This is a genomic window from Streptomyces sp. NBC_01537, from assembly GCF_045040445.1.
Lineage (GTDB): Bacteria > Actinomycetota > Actinomycetes > Streptomycetales > Streptomycetaceae > Actinacidiphila.
In genome coordinates, this window is record NZ_CP109392.1 from 9499551 (window position 1) to 9514755 (window position 15205).

General features: G+C 72.4%; 18 protein-coding genes and 1 riboswitch. Of the genes, 5 read left to right on the forward strand and 13 right to left on the reverse strand.

From position 1 onward, the window contains the following. Positions 1–3: 3 nt before the first annotated feature. From OG607_RS43455 to OG607_RS43470, 4 genes are all read right to left on the reverse strand, one after another. Positions 4–756 carry an ABC transporter ATP-binding protein gene (locus OG607_RS43455; RefSeq protein ID WP_405735751.1) on the reverse strand — a complete coding sequence of 251 codons (753 nt, stop codon included), beginning with the start codon at positions 754–756 and terminating at the stop codon, positions 4–6. 132 nt (positions 757–888) lie between these two features. Continuing rightward, positions 889–1482: a DUF4865 family protein gene (locus tag OG607_RS43460; RefSeq protein WP_405735754.1), complete on the reverse strand. Its 594-nt coding sequence runs from the start codon at positions 1480–1482 to the stop codon at positions 889–891. Positions 1483–1490: 8 nt separating this feature from the next. Continuing rightward, positions 1491–2063 carry a TetR/AcrR family transcriptional regulator gene (locus tag OG607_RS43465; RefSeq protein ID WP_405735756.1) on the reverse strand — a complete coding sequence of 191 codons (573 nt, stop codon included), beginning with the start codon at positions 2061–2063 and terminating at the stop codon, positions 1491–1493. A gap of 96 nt (positions 2064–2159) precedes the next feature. After that, the gene (locus tag OG607_RS43470) at positions 2160–2846 is read right to left on the reverse strand and encodes an esterase/lipase family protein (protein ID WP_405735758.1); all 687 of its coding nucleotides are present in this window, start codon (positions 2844–2846) and stop codon (positions 2160–2162) included. Positions 2847–3002: 156 nt separating this feature from the next. On the opposite strand from OG607_RS43470, the gene OG607_RS43475 reads away from it, so the two are divergent. Further along, positions 3003–5150, forward strand: a complete 2148-nt coding sequence (locus OG607_RS43475) for a LuxR C-terminal-related transcriptional regulator (RefSeq protein ID WP_405735761.1) — start codon at positions 3003–3005, stop codon at positions 5148–5150. 152 nt (positions 5151–5302) lie between these two features. Here OG607_RS43475 and bioD read toward each other — a convergent pair whose 3' ends face one another. Genes bioD through bioB form a run of 3 tightly spaced genes read right to left on the reverse strand, consistent with a single transcriptional unit; the run spans position 5303 to position 8488 of the window. Beyond that, positions 5303–6028 (reverse strand): dethiobiotin synthase, encoded by a 726-nt coding sequence (gene bioD, locus OG607_RS43480; protein ID WP_405735764.1) that lies wholly within the window; start codon positions 6026–6028, stop codon positions 5303–5305. A gap of 35 nt (positions 6029–6063) precedes the next feature. After that, a complete protein-coding gene (locus OG607_RS43485; RefSeq protein ID WP_405735767.1) occupies positions 6064–7350 on the reverse strand; it encodes an adenosylmethionine--8-amino-7-oxononanoate transaminase in 1287 nt (428 codons plus the stop codon). Further along, on the reverse strand, positions 7343–8488 hold the full coding sequence (gene bioB / locus OG607_RS43490) for a biotin synthase BioB (RefSeq protein ID WP_405735769.1): 1146 nt from the start codon (positions 8486–8488) through the stop codon (positions 7343–7345). Before bioB ends, OG607_RS43485 begins: the two co-directional genes overlap by 8 nt. Positions 8489–8679: 191 nt before the next feature. On the opposite strand from bioB, the gene OG607_RS43495 reads away from it, so the two are divergent. Further along, entirely contained in the window at positions 8680–9831 is a 1152-nt protein-coding gene (locus tag OG607_RS43495) for an 8-amino-7-oxononanoate synthase (protein ID WP_405735772.1), read from the forward strand. A 13-nt stretch (positions 9832–9844) separates the two neighbouring features. Here the strand turns inward: OG607_RS43495 and OG607_RS43500 are convergent, their stop codons facing one another. Both OG607_RS43500 and OG607_RS43505 read right to left on the reverse strand, forming a co-directional pair. Continuing rightward, entirely contained in the window at positions 9845–10066 is a 222-nt protein-coding gene (locus OG607_RS43500) for a DUF397 domain-containing protein (RefSeq protein WP_405735775.1), read from the reverse strand. 13 nt (positions 10067–10079) lie between these two features. Further along, positions 10080–10940 (reverse strand): helix-turn-helix domain-containing protein, encoded by an 861-nt coding sequence (locus OG607_RS43505; RefSeq protein WP_405735778.1) that lies wholly within the window; start codon positions 10938–10940, stop codon positions 10080–10082. Positions 10941–11176: 236 nt separating this feature from the next. Here OG607_RS43505 and OG607_RS43510 point away from each other — a divergent pair, with 236 nt between their 5' ends. Beyond that, entirely contained in the window at positions 11177–11605 is a 429-nt protein-coding gene (locus OG607_RS43510; protein WP_405735781.1) for an ATP-binding protein, read from the forward strand. A gap of 24 nt (positions 11606–11629) precedes the next feature. Here OG607_RS43510 and OG607_RS43515 read toward each other — a convergent pair whose 3' ends face one another. The 4 genes from OG607_RS43515 to OG607_RS43530 all read right to left on the reverse strand — a co-directional run bounded on the left by OG607_RS43515 (position 11630) and on the right by OG607_RS43530 (position 14251). After that, complete coding sequence (locus tag OG607_RS43515; protein WP_405735784.1) at positions 11630–12265, reverse strand: GNAT family N-acetyltransferase; 636 nt, start codon at positions 12263–12265, stop codon at positions 11630–11632. A gap of 77 nt (positions 12266–12342) precedes the next feature. Continuing rightward, a complete protein-coding gene (locus tag OG607_RS43520) occupies positions 12343–12816 on the reverse strand; it encodes a C40 family peptidase (RefSeq protein ID WP_405735786.1) in 474 nt (157 codons plus the stop codon). Positions 12817–12819: 3 nt separating this feature from the next. After that, positions 12820–13010: riboswitch (cyclic di-AMP (ydaO/yuaA leader) on the reverse strand. A gap of 315 nt (positions 13011–13325) precedes the next feature. After that, positions 13326–13631 carry a hypothetical protein gene (locus OG607_RS43525; protein WP_405735788.1) on the reverse strand — a complete coding sequence of 102 codons (306 nt, stop codon included), beginning with the start codon at positions 13629–13631 and terminating at the stop codon, positions 13326–13328. 5 nt (positions 13632–13636) lie between these two features. Beyond that, positions 13637–14251: an ATP-dependent Clp protease proteolytic subunit gene (locus OG607_RS43530; RefSeq protein ID WP_405735791.1), complete on the reverse strand. Its 615-nt coding sequence runs from the start codon at positions 14249–14251 to the stop codon at positions 13637–13639. Positions 14252–14309: 58 nt separating this feature from the next. On the opposite strand from OG607_RS43530, the gene OG607_RS43535 reads away from it, so the two are divergent. Both OG607_RS43535 and OG607_RS43540 read left to right on the forward strand, forming a co-directional pair. After that, positions 14310–14582: a type II toxin-antitoxin system Phd/YefM family antitoxin gene (locus OG607_RS43535; protein WP_405735794.1), complete on the forward strand. Its 273-nt coding sequence runs from the start codon at positions 14310–14312 to the stop codon at positions 14580–14582. Positions 14583–14889: 307 nt separating this feature from the next. Next, a complete protein-coding gene (locus OG607_RS43540) occupies positions 14890–15192 on the forward strand; it encodes an urease subunit gamma (protein ID WP_329321152.1) in 303 nt (100 codons plus the stop codon). Positions 15193–15205 lie beyond the last annotated feature (13 nt).

Genomic DNA, 15205 nt, shown 5'->3' on the forward strand with positions numbered 1-15205 from the left:
CCCTCAGCTCTTCCGCAGCCCGTCGAACCGCTTGAGGCGCTCCAGCACGGCCTCCGCCGTCGGCCGGTCCATCCGGTCGACGATCCGGCCGTCCGCCAGGAACAGCACCAGGTCCGCGCGGGCCGCCGCACCCGGGTCGTGGGTCACCATCACCACGGTCTGGCCCAGCTCGTCCACCGCGTCCCGCAGGAAGCGCAGCACCTCCGCGCCCGCCCGCGAGTCCAGATTCCCCGTCGGCTCGTCCGCGAAGATCAGCTCGGGCCGCGACGCGAGCGCCCGCGCACACGCCACCCGCTGCTGCTGGCCCCCGGACAGCTGCGCCGGCCGGTGCTTCAGCCGGTCGCGCAGCCCGAGCGTGTCGATCACCCGGTCCAGCCACTCCTGGTCCGGCTTGCGGCCCGCGATGTCCATCGGCAGCGTGATGTTCTCCGCCGCGTTGAGCGTGGGCAGCAGATTGAAGGCCTGGAACATGAAACCGATCTTGTCCCGCCGCAGTCGCGTCAGCGCCCGCTCGTTCAGCCCCGTCAGCTCCGTGTCCCCGACCCACACCTGCCCCGACGTCACACTGTCCAGGCCCGCCAGGCAGTGCATCAGCGTGGACTTCCCCGACCCGGACGGACCCATCACCGCCGTGAACCGCCCCCGTTCGATCTCCGCGTCCACCGCGTCCAGGGCCACGACCCGCGTCTCCCCGGTGCCGTAGGTCTTGGTGAGTCCGTCGGCCCTGGCGGCGACGCCGGTGCCCGGTGTCGACATGTTCATCCCCCATCGTGTGGAAGTGCCCGCTTGTCGTACTACCGCAACCGAGCGTAGAGCGTTTCGCGGTGCCGGGCATCGTCCGTGGGGAGGGGCGCACGCCCACCGACTTAGAGGCCGCGCCGCGGCCTCTTACGCCCACTGCCTGCCGACCGGCACCTCCCCGAGGTGGGGTGCGGCCAGATGGAGGACCTCGTATCGCTCGCCGTCCACCCCCGCCGGGGCGGCGGCCTCCCACAGCGTGAAGCGCACGATCTCCCACCGCCGGGGATCGACGGCGAGCACCGAGCTGTGCACCCCGGGGGAGGTGACCCGCTGCTCCCAGGCCGAGACCGCCGCGCCCACCGCGGTCGCGGGATCCGCACCCGCCGCGATCCGCTCGACGAGCCGGCTCGCGCCGCGCGGCAACGCGCCGCGCGCCGCGCCGAACCCGAAGGCGACGCCCGTCCAGTGGTTCACGGCAGGGCGGCCGAAGTCCTCGACGATGCCGCCGAAGCCGCCGCCGCCCCAGAGGAAGCGGTTCATGCCGCCGGTGTCGTCCCAGAGGTAGAAGGGGGCGTACTGGTTCACGGGGGAGCCGTCGAGGCCGCGCTCGCGGATGAGGAAGGCCTTGAGGCCGAGCCCTTCGTAGGCGTCCATCAGATGGCCGCGGGTGGCGACGCGGTCGCGGATGACCTTCATGTCGTAGTCGGCGGGCAGAGTGATCTCGTACTGCATGGCGTACATGCGGCTCCCTAGGACTGAACGGACGCGGCGAGCAGGGCGAGGAGGCCGTCGACGGCGCGGTCGAAGGGATCCGTGGACCCGGCGGCGCGGGCCAGGACGTAGCCGCCCTGGAGGACGGCGACGATCGTCGCGGCGGTGTCGGCCGGATCGAGCGAGCCGGGCAGCTCACCGCGCGCCACGCCCTCGGCGAGGACGCCGGCGAGCCGCCGCCGGAGCCAGTCGAAGGTCTCGTCGAGCGGGCGGCGCAGCTCGGGGCTGGCGACGACCTCGGGATCCTGGGTGAGCCGGCCGACGGGGCAGCCGCGCAGGACGTCGCGCTCGCCGCGCAGGTAGGCCGTGACGCGCTCAACGGCCGTGCCCGGCGAGGCGAACTGCGCCTCGGCGGCGGCGCGCAGCTCCTCGGCGGTGCGGCGGACCGCTGCCAGCGCGAGGTCGGGCTTGCCGGTGAAGTGGTGGTACATGCTGCCCTGGCCGACACCGGCCCGCTGCTGGATGGCCTTGGGGCTGGTGCCGACGTAGCCGCGTTCCCAGAGCAGTTCGCGGGTGCTCTCGATCAGGCGGTCCGAGGCCGTGGTCTCCATGCCCCGGACTGTACATACCAGTAGGTACAGAATCAAGGAGCGGTTTCGGCGCCGGCGTCAGGTGACTCCCCGGCCTGACGCCGACGCGGATGCCAATCAGGCGATGAAGTCCCGCACCTGCTCGTAGACGCCGTAGTCGTTGTTCATCTCGTCGTGCGAGATGCAGCCCACCTCGACATTGGTCGCACCGCTCAGGATCGCGGTGGTGTCCGGGGTGAGGGCCTCGTCGCAGTTCGACCAGTAGCTGGCGTAGCTGACGCTGCCCGGCGTCTCGTCACCGGAGTTGAGGGCGGTCAGGAAGCTGCTGCCGGTGTACATCTCCGCGCAGGAGGTGTAGAGCCACGCGCACCAGGAGGCCACGGTGGTGCCGTGGTTGGTTCCGGCGGTCGACACGAAGTCGTCCACGTACGCGGTGCCGCCGAGGTTCTTGAGGTAGTAGCGGGAGCTGAGGACGCCCATCGAGTGGGCGACGATGTCGACCTTGGACGCGCCGGTCGCGGCCAGTACCCGCTTCACCTCGGTGGCGAGCTGGGAGGCCGTGGTGACATTGGACTGGCTCCAGCTGTAGGTCCAGGCGTCCAGTTCGCCGGAGGTGTAGCCGTCGGCCTTGAAGTCGGCGACCCAGTCGTCCCAGCTGCTGGAGCTGCTGCTGATGCCGTGCACGAAGATGACGGGGTTGTGGGTGGCGGCGTGCGCGGGGGCCGCTGCGGTCAGGGCGAGCAGCAGCGAGGCGACCGTCGCGGTGATGACGGCGACGGCGGAGCGGGCCAGGCGGCGTTGCATGGTGCCTCCAGATAGTCGTGGGGGGTCAGTCAGGAGTGTGAGGCGGTTCACGCGTGCCGCCATCGGCGAAGTCGCCGGTCTTCGCCGGTCGTTGCCGCTCTCGGCCGGTCTCTGTCGGTCTTTACGGCCAGGTGACTCACCAGTAACGTCAATCGTGTGGTGAACGTGGTGAACCCCCCGCATCCCCAGCACCAGTCGCCATCTCTTCCCGAGGGTGTGCGAGTGCGGCTGGCGCGCTCGGCGTACGGCAATCCGCGCGCCACCGCGGAGGCGGCGGCAGCGCTGAGCGGCCGTCAGGTGTCGGGGCTCGACCCATTGCCGTACGAGCCCGCGGAACTGGCCCCCGCACTGCTGCTCGGGCACCGCAGACGGATCCGGCGGCTCCCCGAGGACACCCGGCATCTGCTACTGGTCGCCGCCGCGGACCAGTACCCGGTGCCCACCCACGCCTTCCTGCGGGCCGTCGCCGCCGCCGGGCTCGACACCGCCTCGGCCGACCCGGCCGAGACGGCGGGCATCGCCCATGTCTCGGCGGCCGGGGTCACCTTCCGCGACCCGTGGATACGCGTGGCCGCCTACGAGGCCGCCTCCGCGCAGGACCGGCGCGAGGCCCACCACCTGCTGGCCCGGGTCCTGGGCGGGGCGGGCGAGGCGGGGCTGCGTTCATGGCACCGGGGCGCCGCCGCGCTCGGGCCCAGCCGCCGGCTGACGGCCGAGCTGGTCGCCGCCGCGGCCGAGGCCCGCAGGCACCGGCAGCCCGCCCTCGCCCGCGCCCTGACCCAGCGGGCGGCGGAGCTGTGCCCCGACCCCGCCGCCGTGCCCCGGCTCTTCGAACAGGCCGCCGCCGACGCCTGGCAGGACGGCGACAGCGACCGGGCCCGCGACCTCGTCGCCGACGTGCACGACAGCCCGCTGCGCGCCGTCCTCGCTCTGCGGTGCGGCACCGCGACCGACGCCTTCGACGACCTGCTGGACGCGGCCGCCGGGCTGGCGTCAAGCGACCCGGAGCACGCCACCGAACTGCTGGCCCGCGCCGTCGAGGCCGCCATCTACACCGGCGACCTGCGCCGCTGCCGCGAGGCGGCCGCGGTCGCCGCCCACCACGGCCTCGTGCCGCCCGGCACGCTGGGCGGCCTCGCCGCCGCCGCCGACGGCCGCTATACCGACGCCCGCGACGCGCTGACCGCCGCCGCCCGGCGGCACGGCCCCGACGACGGGCCCAGCCACCTCACCCACAGCGGCATCGCCGCCCTGCTGCTGGGCGACCACACCCGGGCCGCCTTCGCCACGGCCCGCGCCGTGACCGCCGCCCGCGCCCGCGGCGACGCCGTCGCCGTGCCGCAGGCGCTGGAATTCCGTACGTACGCCGAATTCTGGACCGGCCGCCCGCACGCGGCCGAGGCCGCCGCGCTCGACGCGCTGCGCCAGGCCCACGAGACCGGCCAGGACAACGGCGCCTGCCATCTGCAGGCGGCGCTGGCCATGTTCGCCGCCGTCACCGGCGACGAGGCCGCCTGCCGTGCCCGTGCCGAAGCCGCCCGCGCGTACGCCCTGCCCCGGGGCCTCGGCCTCGCCGCGGCCCTCGCAGTCTGGGCCCTGGCCTTCCTGGACCTGAGCAGCGGCCACCCCGCCGAGGCCGCCGCCCGGCTGCGCGCGCTGGCCGGATTCGGCCCCGGCCACGGCCACCGGGCCATCCGCCACCTCGCCACCCCGCACTACGTCGAAGCCGCCGTACGCACCGGTGATACGCGCGTAGCCCGCGCCGCCCTCGCCGACTACGAGCGCTGGGCCACCGCCGTCCGCAGCCCCGCCGACCTCGCCCTCGCCGCCCGCTCCCGCGCCCTTCTCGCCCCCGGCGCGGAGGCCGACGAGCACTACCGCACCGCCCTCGACCTGCACGCCGCAGGCACCCGCGACTTCGAACGCGCCCGCACCGAGCTGCTGTACGGCTCCGCCCTGCGCCGACTGCGCCGCCGCGCCGAAGCCCGCGACCGCCTCCACAGCGCCCACGAAGCCTTCGTCTACTTCGGCGCCCCGCACTGCGCCGCCCAGGCCCGCGCGGAACTGCGCGCCCTCGGCGGCAGCGGCGAATCCGGCGCCGTCCCGCCCACCGACGTCACCGCCCGCCTCACCGCCCAGCAGCTCATGATCGCCCGCATGGCCGCCGACGGCGCCACCAACCGCGAGATCGCCGCCCGCCTCGTCCTCAGCCACCGCACCATCGACCACCACCTCCGCGGCGTCTTCGCCCGCCTCGGCATCCGCTCCCGCATCGAGCTGGTGCGGCTCCTCGCGGATGCCTGACGCCGAACGCCCTTCGGGCGTGTCCTCAATCGCCGGACGGGCTGAAATTCAGCCCGTCCGGCGATTGAGGACCGGGGTCCAGGGGCGGAGCCCCTGGCGGGTCCGGGCGGAGCCCGGTTTCGGGAAGGGGCGGGGTGGGGGAAGAACGCCCCTCAGGGCGCCGGCGCCCATCGCTCGGCGAACGCCGCCGCGTTCCACGTCCCTCCCAGCTGTGGCGCGAGCCACTCGCCAACGGCGGCGCGGAACAGCGGGGGCTCCAGCGAACCGGCCCCCGCCGGGATCGCGCCCAGCAGAGGCGCGTCGGCGACCCCCGGGAGGTCGGCGAGGTTGCAGCGGGCCGCGAGGTCCGGCGCCTCGGGCCAGGAGCCGATGACCAGGCCCAGGCAGCTCAGGTCGCGAGCGGCGAGCGCCTCCGCCGTCAGGGCGACGGAGTTGAGCGTGCCGAGGCCGGCCGGGGCGACCAGGAGGACACCGGCGTGGAGGAGGCGGGCGGCGTCGGCGAGGGTGGCGCCCTCCTCGTCGAAGCGGACGAGGAGCCCGCCGGCGCCCTCGACGAGGACGACATCGTGGACGGCGGAGAGCTTGGCCGCGGCCTCGGCGATGTCCGCGGGGCGGACGGCCGGCAGTCCGGACCGCCGGGCGGCCGTGGCGGGGGCCAGGGGCTCGGGATAGCGGGCGAGTTCGACGGCGGTGACGGCGTCGCCCGCCAGCCGGGCGACCTCGGCGGCGTCGCCGGGCTCGCCCGCGCCGACACCGGTCTGGGCGGGCTTGAGAACCGCGACGCTCAGCCCGGCCGCCATCGAGGTCGCCGCGACGGCGGCGGTGACCACCGTCTTGCCGATCTCCGTACCCGTGCCGCTGACAACGACAATCGCCATGAAGCTCCGACTCTCTTTCCGGTTTTTGAGGCCTTTCAGCCCGCTGCCGCCGCGGCCCGCACGGCCGCGCAGATCCGGGCCACGTCCCCGTCACCCGTGACATACGGCGGCATCGTGTAGACCAGATCCCGGAAGGGCCGCAGCCACACCCCGGCTCCGACCGCCGCACGGGTCGCCGCCGCCATGTCCACCTCGTGGTCCAGCTGTACGACGCCGATCGCGCCCAGCACCCGTACATCGCGTACGCCCGGCAGATCGGCGGCGCCCGCCAGCCCGTCCCGGAGCCCGGCCTCGATGCGCTTGACCTCCTGGGCCCAGTCCTGGCCGAGGAGCAGGTCGATGGACGCGCAGGCGACCGCCGCCGCGAGCGGATTGCCCATGAAGGTCGGGCCGTGGGCGAGCACGGGGACCTCGCCCCGCGAGATGCCCTCGGCGACCCGCGACGTGCACAAGGCGGCGGCCATCGTCAGATAGCCGCCGGTCAGCGCCTTGCCCACGCACATCACATCCGGGGAGACCCCGGCGTGCTCCGCCGCGAACAGCGCGCCCGTACGCCCGAACCCGGTGGCGATCTCGTCGAAGACCAGCAGTACGTCATGTGCGTCGCACGCCTCCCGCAGCACCCGCAGATACGCGGGGGAGTGGAAGGTCATGCCGCCCGCGCCCTGCACCACGGGCTCGACGATCACCGCCGCCAGCTCACCGGCATGGCGGGCGACCGTCTCCCGCAGGTGCTCCGCGTACGCCTCCTCGTACGCCGCCGGGGGCGCGTCCGCGAAGACCTGACGCGGCAGCACCCCGGACCACAGGTCGTGCATACCGCCGTCCGGGTCGCACACGGACATCGGCTGCCAGGTGTCGCCGTGGTAGCCGCCGCGCCAGGTCATCAGCCGCTGCTTGCCGCCCCGCCCGAGCGAACGCCAGTACTGCAGGCACATCTTCACCGCGACCTCGACCGACACCGAGCCGGAGTCGGCGAGGAAGACATGCCGCAGCGGCTCGGGGGTGATCTCGACGAGCTTTGCGGCGAGCCGCACGGCGGGCTCATGGGTGAGCCCGCCGAACATCACATGGCTCATCCGGCCCAGCTGCTCGCGCACGGCGTCGTTGAGGACCGGGTGGTTGTAGCCGTGGATCGCCGACCACCAGGACGACATGCCGTCGATCAGCTCGCCGCCGTCCGCGAGCCGCAGCCGTACGCCTGACGCCGACTCGACGATCAGCGGGTCCGTGCGGCCGGGCATCGGGCCGTACGGGTGCCACACGTGCTGCCGGTCCAGGTCGAGCAGCTCGGCCGGGCCGAGCCCACGCGGCTCACGCATTCGGCGCGAGGTCCGTCCCGGCGCCGCGGCGGCGCACCGCGACCAGGTCGGTGCGGGGGGCCACGACGGCCGGTTCGGCTTCGGCGTGGTCGCCGCACGGCGAGGCGCCGCCCGAGCCGCAGCCGCCGCCCGGCGCCCGGTGCTCGGGCAGCGTCACCTCGCCCGCGCCCTCCACCTCGAAACCGGCGTCGGCGATCATGTCGAGGTCGGCCTGGCCTGCCTGGCCCTCGCTGGTGAGGTAGTCGCCGAGGAAGATCGAGTTGACCAGGTGCAGGGCCAGCGGCTGCATGCTGCGCAGATGCACCTCGCGGCCGCCCGCGAGCCGGACCTCCACATCCGGGCACACGAACCGCACCATCGCCAGGATCCGCAGGGCGCGCTGCGGGGTGAGGTTCCACTCCTTGGCCAGCGGGGTGCCCTCGAAGGGGATCAGGAAGTTGACCGGCACCGAGTCCGGGTCCAGCTCGCGCAGCGCGAAGACGACATCGACCAGATCCTCGTCCGACTCGCCCATGCCCGCGATCAGACCCGAGCAGGCGGACAGCCCGGCGGCGTGCGCCTTCTGGACGGTGTCGACGCGGTCGGCGTACGTATGGGTGGTCGTGATGTCCCCGTACGTGCCCTCACTGGTGTTGAGGTTGTGGTTGTACGCGTCCGCGCCCGCCGCCCGCAGCCGCTCGGCCTGGCCGTCCGAGAGCAGGCCGAGGCAGGCGCAGACCTCGACGCCCTCGTTCTGCTCCTTGATCGCCTCGATGGTCTGCCCGACCCGGTCCACGTCCCGGTCGGTCGGCCCGCGCCCGCTGGCCACCAGGCAGACCCGCTTGGCGCCGCCCGCGACCCCGGCGGCGGCGGCCTTGGACGCCTCGTCGGGCTTGAGCCAGGTGTACTTGAGGATCTCGGCCTTGGAGCCCAGCCGCTGCGAGCAGTACGAGCAGTCCTCGGGACACAGCCCGGACTTCAGATTGACCAGGTAGTTGAGCTTCACCCGGCGGCCGAACCACTGGCGGCGCACCTTGCCGGCCGCGGCCACCACGTCCAGCAGGTCGTCGTCGGAGGTCGCGAGCACGGCCAGCGCCTCGTCCCGGGTGGGCAGCTCTCGTCGCAGCCCCTTGTCGACCAGTGTCTTCAGCAGATCCATAGCCGCGATCCTGACGCAATGCACCGCTCCGGGCCAAGGCCGGAAGCCACAACACCGGGGGAGCAGGGGTGTGGGCATCCCCACACGCCGTCACCACGACATGACCGATACGTTGCTGCCAGGGCGTCGCGAGAGCCCCCCGAGCCTTCCCCGAGCCCTTCCGAGCGCCCTCCGACCGACCAGGGACGACCATGAGCCGCGGCACCTCCGATCCCTTCCACTGGCTCGACGAGCAGGCCGGCCTGCGCCGCAGCGCCGGTCTGGTGCGCACCCTGCGCCCGCGCCCGGCCGACTCGCCGCTGCTGGATCTGGCGAGCAACGACTACCTGGGCCTGGCCCGGCACCCGGAAGTCACCCGATCGGGTGCCGACGCCTGCCTGCGCTGGGGCGCGGGCGCCACCGGCTCGCGGCTGGTCAGCGGAAGCACCGAGCTGCACGCCGAGCTGGAACGCGAACTCGCCGCCTTCTGCGGTTTCGAGGCGGCCCTCGTCCTCGCCTCCGGCTACGCGGCCAATCTGGCCGCCGTCACCGCGCTCACCGGCCCGGACACCCTGGTCGTCGCGGACAGCGCCAACCACGCCTCGCTCATCGACGGCTGCCGGCTCTCCCGTGCGTCGAGAGAGGTCGTCCCCCACACCGACCCGGACGCGGTGCGCAAGGCGCTGGACGGCCACGACGGCCCGGCCGTCGCCGTAACGGACTCGGTCTTCTCGGTGGACGGCGACGCCGCACCGCTGCCGGCGCTGGCCGCCGCCTGCCGTGAGCACGGCGCGGCCCTGCTGGTGGACGACGCCCACGGGCTCGGGGTGCTCGGCGCGGGCGGGCGGGGTGCGGCGGACGCGGCCGGGCTGGCCGGGGCGCCCGACCTGGTCTGTACGGCCACGCTGTCCAAGTCGCTGGGCAGCCAGGGCGGCGTTGTCCTCGGCCCGGCGCGGGTGATCGAGCACCTGGTCAACTCGGCCCGCACCTTCATCTTCGACACCGGACTGGCCCCGGCCGCCGCCGGTGCCGCGCTCGGCGCGCTGCGGCTGCTGAAGCGTGAGCCGCAGCGTGCCGAACGGGCCCGTGCGGTCGCCCGTGAGCTGTACGGCCGGCTGACCGCCGAGGGGCTGGAAGCGGTCAGGCCGGACGCCTGCGTGGTGTCGGTGCGTGCCCCCTCACCGGAGGCGGCGGTGCGCTGGGCGGCGGACTGCCGCACCGAGGGTCTCTCGGTCGGCTGCTTCCGTCCGCCGTCCGTGCCGGACGGGGTCTCCCGGCTGCGGCTCACCGCGCGCGCGGACCTGACGGACCGACAGATCGCCGATGCCGTCGGGACGATCGTGCGCACGGCGCCGCGCGGCTGATCTCAGCTGCGGTTCAAAGGAGCGAGCGCAGGAACTCGTTCCAGGCGGCAGGCCCGAAGAGCAGTGCGGGTCCCTCAGGGGCCTTGGAGTCGCGTACGGCCAGCTGCCCTGAGCGCAGACGGGCCGTCTCGACACAGTTGTTCGCCGCTGTGCTGTGGCGGCTGCGGTGCCACAGCGTCTCGGCGAGGAGAAGAGCCTTGCTGGACGATACGTACCGGGGCTGTGCGGGTGGCATGGTGCGTGCCTCCTTAAACGCCTTTGCCGGTCCCGGCGATGCTGGAGATGAGAGCCAACGAGTCTTCGTGCGGCAGGGCGTGGGAGTGCAATCGGTCGAACGCGGCGCTGTACGCCCTGATGTCTTCTTTCCGATCCAGATAGAGACTACTCATCAAATGGTCGAGAACAACAACGTCCAGATCAGCAATGCGCGGAAATGAGAAGATTACGAAAGGCCCGGTAACCCCGATGTGACCGCCCGCCGAGAAAGGCAGCACCTGGAGCCGCACGTGCGGCAGTGACCCGATGCAGACGAGATGGCGTAATTGCGCCGCCATTACCTCCGGCCCGCCCACCACGCGCCGCAGTACCGCCTCGTCCAGCACCGCCCACAGCTCCAGCGGCGGATCCGCCCGTAGCACCACCTGCCGCGCGATCCGTACGTCCACCAGCGCCTCCACCTGGCGCGGCCCCAACTGCGGCAGCACCGAACGGGTCAGCTCCCGGGCGTACTGGGGTGTCTGCAGCAACCCCGGCACCACCGTGGTCTCCAGCGTCCGGGCCCGGAGTGCGTCCGTTTCCAGAGTGATGAAGTCGCGATATGCCGCAGGCAATACCTCCCGGTACTCCTGCCACCACCCACCCCGTGCGCCCTCACCGGCCAGAGCGTCGAGCAACTCCCGTAATTCCGGATCTCTTACCCCGTACGCGTCCAGCAGCGCGGCCACGTCCTCGGGGCGTACGCTGCTGCGCCCGGTCTCGATCCGGCTCACCTTCGACTGGTGCCAGCCGACCAGTCGGGCAGCGTCGCCACTGGTCAGCCCGGCCTGATCGCGCTGGCGGCGCAGCTCGGTGCCGAGCTTGCGGCGGCGTACGGCGGGCATGTGCTGCATGCTGGGTCACTCCTCCTGGGCGCGGCTCGTCGGGGGCGCCGCGCGCCGCTGCGAAGTCTGCCGCGCAATTACGCTCTCGCGTAGCAGAGTTCACCGCTTTGAGGGACAGATATATGCATAACGCTGTGGACGGACCGGAATAACGGCACGATGAGTACACCCCGGCGCGAAGCACCCGTCCCTGGACGTACCGCACGCCGGGGTCACCGGTCACGGCGGAAAGGGACAGCGTCGCCATGGCAGACCACCAGGAAGCATCCGTCACCCTGCCGAGCGACCCCGCCTCGGTGCCCGCGGCGCGGCGCTACGTCTGTGAACTGCTCACCGAATGGGGGATGTCCGACACCGCGCCCGCCGTCGACGCCGTGCGGCTGATCGTGTCCGAGTTGGCCACCAACGCCGTGCTGCACACCTTCGGCCAGTCCCCGACCTTCACCGTCGACGTCGTCCTCGACCGCGACGAGCGGCTGCGCATCGGCGTCACCGACAGCCACCCCCGCTGGCCCCAACGCCTGCCCGCCGCCGTCCAGCAGGACAACGGGCGCGGCATGGTGATCGTCCGCCACCTCGCCGCCGAATCCGGCGGCAAGCTCCTCGTCACCCCAACGGACGAAGGCGGCAAGACGGTCTGGATCACTCTTCCGTGGCGCCTGCCCGTCCAGTGACCCGCGCCGCCGTCCGGGTCCCGCTCAGCCGACCAGCAGCGCCTCGGCGCCCATCGGCACGTACCCGGCGGCCAGCAGGGCCCGTACGCTCGCGGCGTTGCCCGGCGCGATCTGGGCCCACAGCGGCTCCCCGTCCGGCACCAGGTGCCGGGCGGCCAGCGCCAGCCGGCGGCCCAGGCCGGCGCCGCGGGCCTGGGGCTCGACCTCGACGGCGACCTCCCAGCGGCCGGCGACGCCGCGCCCGATCAGCAGGGTGCCGCCGGGCACGGTCCAGGCCCGTATGTCGTCGCGGTGGTGCAGCGCTCGCGTGATCCTGGGGTGGGTGCGGTCCTCGGTGGGCCTCAGGGCGAGGCCGAGCCCGGACTGGGGCGGCCCCGGCAGGGCGGAGGTGAGGGTCAGCAGGTCGATGTTGTTGACCTGCCGCCCGAGGCGCTCGCACAGCGCGGTGAGGAACGGCGGATTGAGCGGGGCCGAGAAGTCGCCGGGCGGCAGCAGAGAGCGGATCCACCGGGGGTCCGCGTCCGCGAACACCACGGCGTGCGCGGTGAGGTTGAGGACCCCGGCGTCGCGCGGTGAGGGCTGCGCGACCACGGTCACGCCGCCGTCCGCGGGCGGGAAGACGCCTTTCGCGGCGTCGGCCAGGATCTGTTCCAGGCTCAAGCGGGGACTCCTCGTGGCAGGGGAGCCGGAGGTGCGGGCCCTGCACCTCCGGCTCACGCTCACGTCATCTCAGCACATCAGCTCACCCGCCCGTACCAGACGCTGCGGGTCCAGATCTTCTCCAGCCGCACTTTGGTGCCGGGCTTGGGGGAGTGCCAGATCTTGTTGTGACCCGCGTAGATGCCTACGTGGTAGACGCTCCGCCCGGAGTGGAAGAACACCAGGTCGCCCACCTTGCGGTGAGACGCGGAGAGGTGATGCGACTTGTTGTACTGGGACGCCGCCGTACGCGGCAGCTTCTTGCCCGCCCTCTTGTAGGAGTAGAGGACGAGCCCGGAGCAGTCGAACCTCTTCGGTCCGGCGGCTCCGTACTTGTAGGGCGATCCCTTCTTCGACGCGGCGATGTTGAGTGCCTTGATGGAGAGTGTCGCCGCGTCCGCCTGCGAGCCGAGACCCGGCAGAAGCGCCGGGATGGCCATCGCTGCGGCGGTGAGAGCCGAGGTGGCCCCCACCCTGGACAGAAGTGCGGACACGCCAGTTCGCGCAGTCATGCGCAACCCTTCGTCGACCGCCTGCGAAGGATGACCTGTCGGGTTCGGGCAGGCGAAGATGCCCGGCCGCTGATGCGGCTTCACCCCAAGGGGACGGCCCGGTGGGTACCGGTCGGCCCCGTCATGCCTGGGTCCTCCGTTCCTGCCGATGCAACCGTGTCGACCTGGCATCCGGGAGGCGGCAGGACTCGGCGTCCACCCGGACCGCCCCGCCGGGTTGGCGGGGGCTTGTCGTCGAAGGGATGGTCACCCATTGAACCGGCTGATACATAACTCAAACGGTCGAATGTGAGCCTCTTCACGGCTCACCTATTCGGGTGGACTTCTGTTCTACGCACCCTCATTGGCCACCCGGAGGGAGTCGCGCACCAGGGACGCAGCGCTGTCCCGCGCGCCCCGTGCGGCCGCTTTGTGCAACTTCTGCCCTGTGCTGCGCCTACGCCGCACTCCACCATTCGGGTGACGCCGTGTGGTGCCCCGTCGGCTCCCGCAGGGCCCTGCCGGATGCCTCAGCGCGGCGGATCGGGCGGCAGGGCCACCTGGCCCGCACGCCGCTCCCCGTCGAGCACGCGCAGGGCGCGGTCCAGGGTCGCGGTGTGCAGTTCGTTCTCGCCGCGCGTGTGCATCAGCGTCAGTGCGTCCCGCAGCTCGGCGGCCCGCGACACCAGCGCCTGCGCCGCGCGCAGCCCGCTGTAGGTGTCCCTGGACCGGGCCGGATTGATCCTTCCCAGCAGATCGACGACGGCCAGATAGGCGTCGATCAGCTCACCCTCGGCCCGCGTCAGCGCGGGCAGCGGCGGCGGTTCCGGCACCACCGCGGTCACCCGGTCTTGCGGCTGAGGGTGATCTGGTCCACCAGTCCGTAGGCGAGCGCGGCCTCGGCGTCCAGGAAGCAGTCGCGCTCGATGTCGGCCCGGATGCGCTCGACGCCCCGCCCGGTGTGCTGGTCCAGCAGCTGCTCCAGCAGCTCGCGCATCCGCTCGATCTCCCGTGCCTGGATGGCCAGATCGGTGGTCTGACCCTGGATCACATCGCCGAACGCCGGCTGGTGGATGAGGATCCGGGCCCCGGGGGTCGCCAGCCGCTTGCCCGGCGCGCCGGCCGCCAGCAGTACGGCGGCGGCCGAGGCGGCCTGGCCGATGCAGACCGTCGACACGTCGCAGGTGACGAACTGCATCGTGTCGTAGATCGCCGTCATCGCGGTGAACGAGCCGCCGGGGGAGTTGATGTAGAGGTTGATGTCCTGGTCCGGGGCCGCGCTCTCCAGCTGGATGAGCTGCGCCATCACGTCGTTGGCCGAGGTGTCGTCGATCGGGGTGCCGAGGATGATGATCCGCTCCTGGAGGAGCTTGGAGTACGGGTCCATGGTGCGCACCCCGCTACTGGTGCGTTCACTGAACTCCGGCAGGACGTGGCGGGCGGTCGGGCGAAGCATCGCTGCACCTCCGTGCGTAAAAAATGTACAGGACGTACATCCGGTTATGATGGTGAGCATGGCCCATGAAGTCCCGGTGACACAAGCGCGTGCCGAGCTCGCGGAACTGATCAACCGCGTTGTCTACGGCGGTGAACGCGTGGTCCTGACCCGCCACGGCAAGCCGCTCGTCGCCCTCGTGTCGGCCGCTGACCTGGAACGACTCCAGGAGCTCGAGCTCCCGGAGGAGGAGCAGGTGATCAGTACGGTCTCCGCCGTCCGCCCCGCGGCGTCCGCCACGGGCGAACGCCGCCGCTTCGGCATCGCGGCCGAGCACCGCTCCCCTCATTAGCGGCGAGTTCGCCGCCGCTGCGCTCAGCCGCTGTCTCCTCTTTTTGGGGGCTCGGTTCGCCGCCGCTGCGCTCAGCTGCTGTCGACGGTCGACGTGCTCGGTCGCTCGTGCCTCGCTCCCTGTGCGCGCTCTCCCTTTCGACAGCGGCCGCTCCGCTTTGGCTCACTCGCCGAGGTACGCCGTGATCCCGGGTTGCCGTCCGCCGGTGCTGTGCACGTAACGTGAATTAACGCTGCCGTAATGGCTTCGAACTAGCCTGCGACTTCCGGATAACGGAAGCCAGGATCCGTAAATGTGAGGTGTGGCCATGCAACTGACTCCCCACGAGCAGGAACGACTGCTCATCCACGTCGCCGCCGACGTGGCGGAGAAGCGGCGGGCCAGGGGACTCAGGCTGAACCACCCCGAGGCGATCGCGCTGATCACCTCGCACATCCTGGAAGGCGCCCGCGACGGCCGCACCGTCGCCGAGCTCATGGCGTCCGGCCGCAAGGTCCTCACCCGCGCCGACGTCATGGAGGGCATCCCCGAGATGATCCACGACGTCCAGGTCGAGGCGACCTTCCCGGACGGCACCAAGCTCGTCACCGTCCACGACCCGATCGCCTGAGGAGGACGGCAGC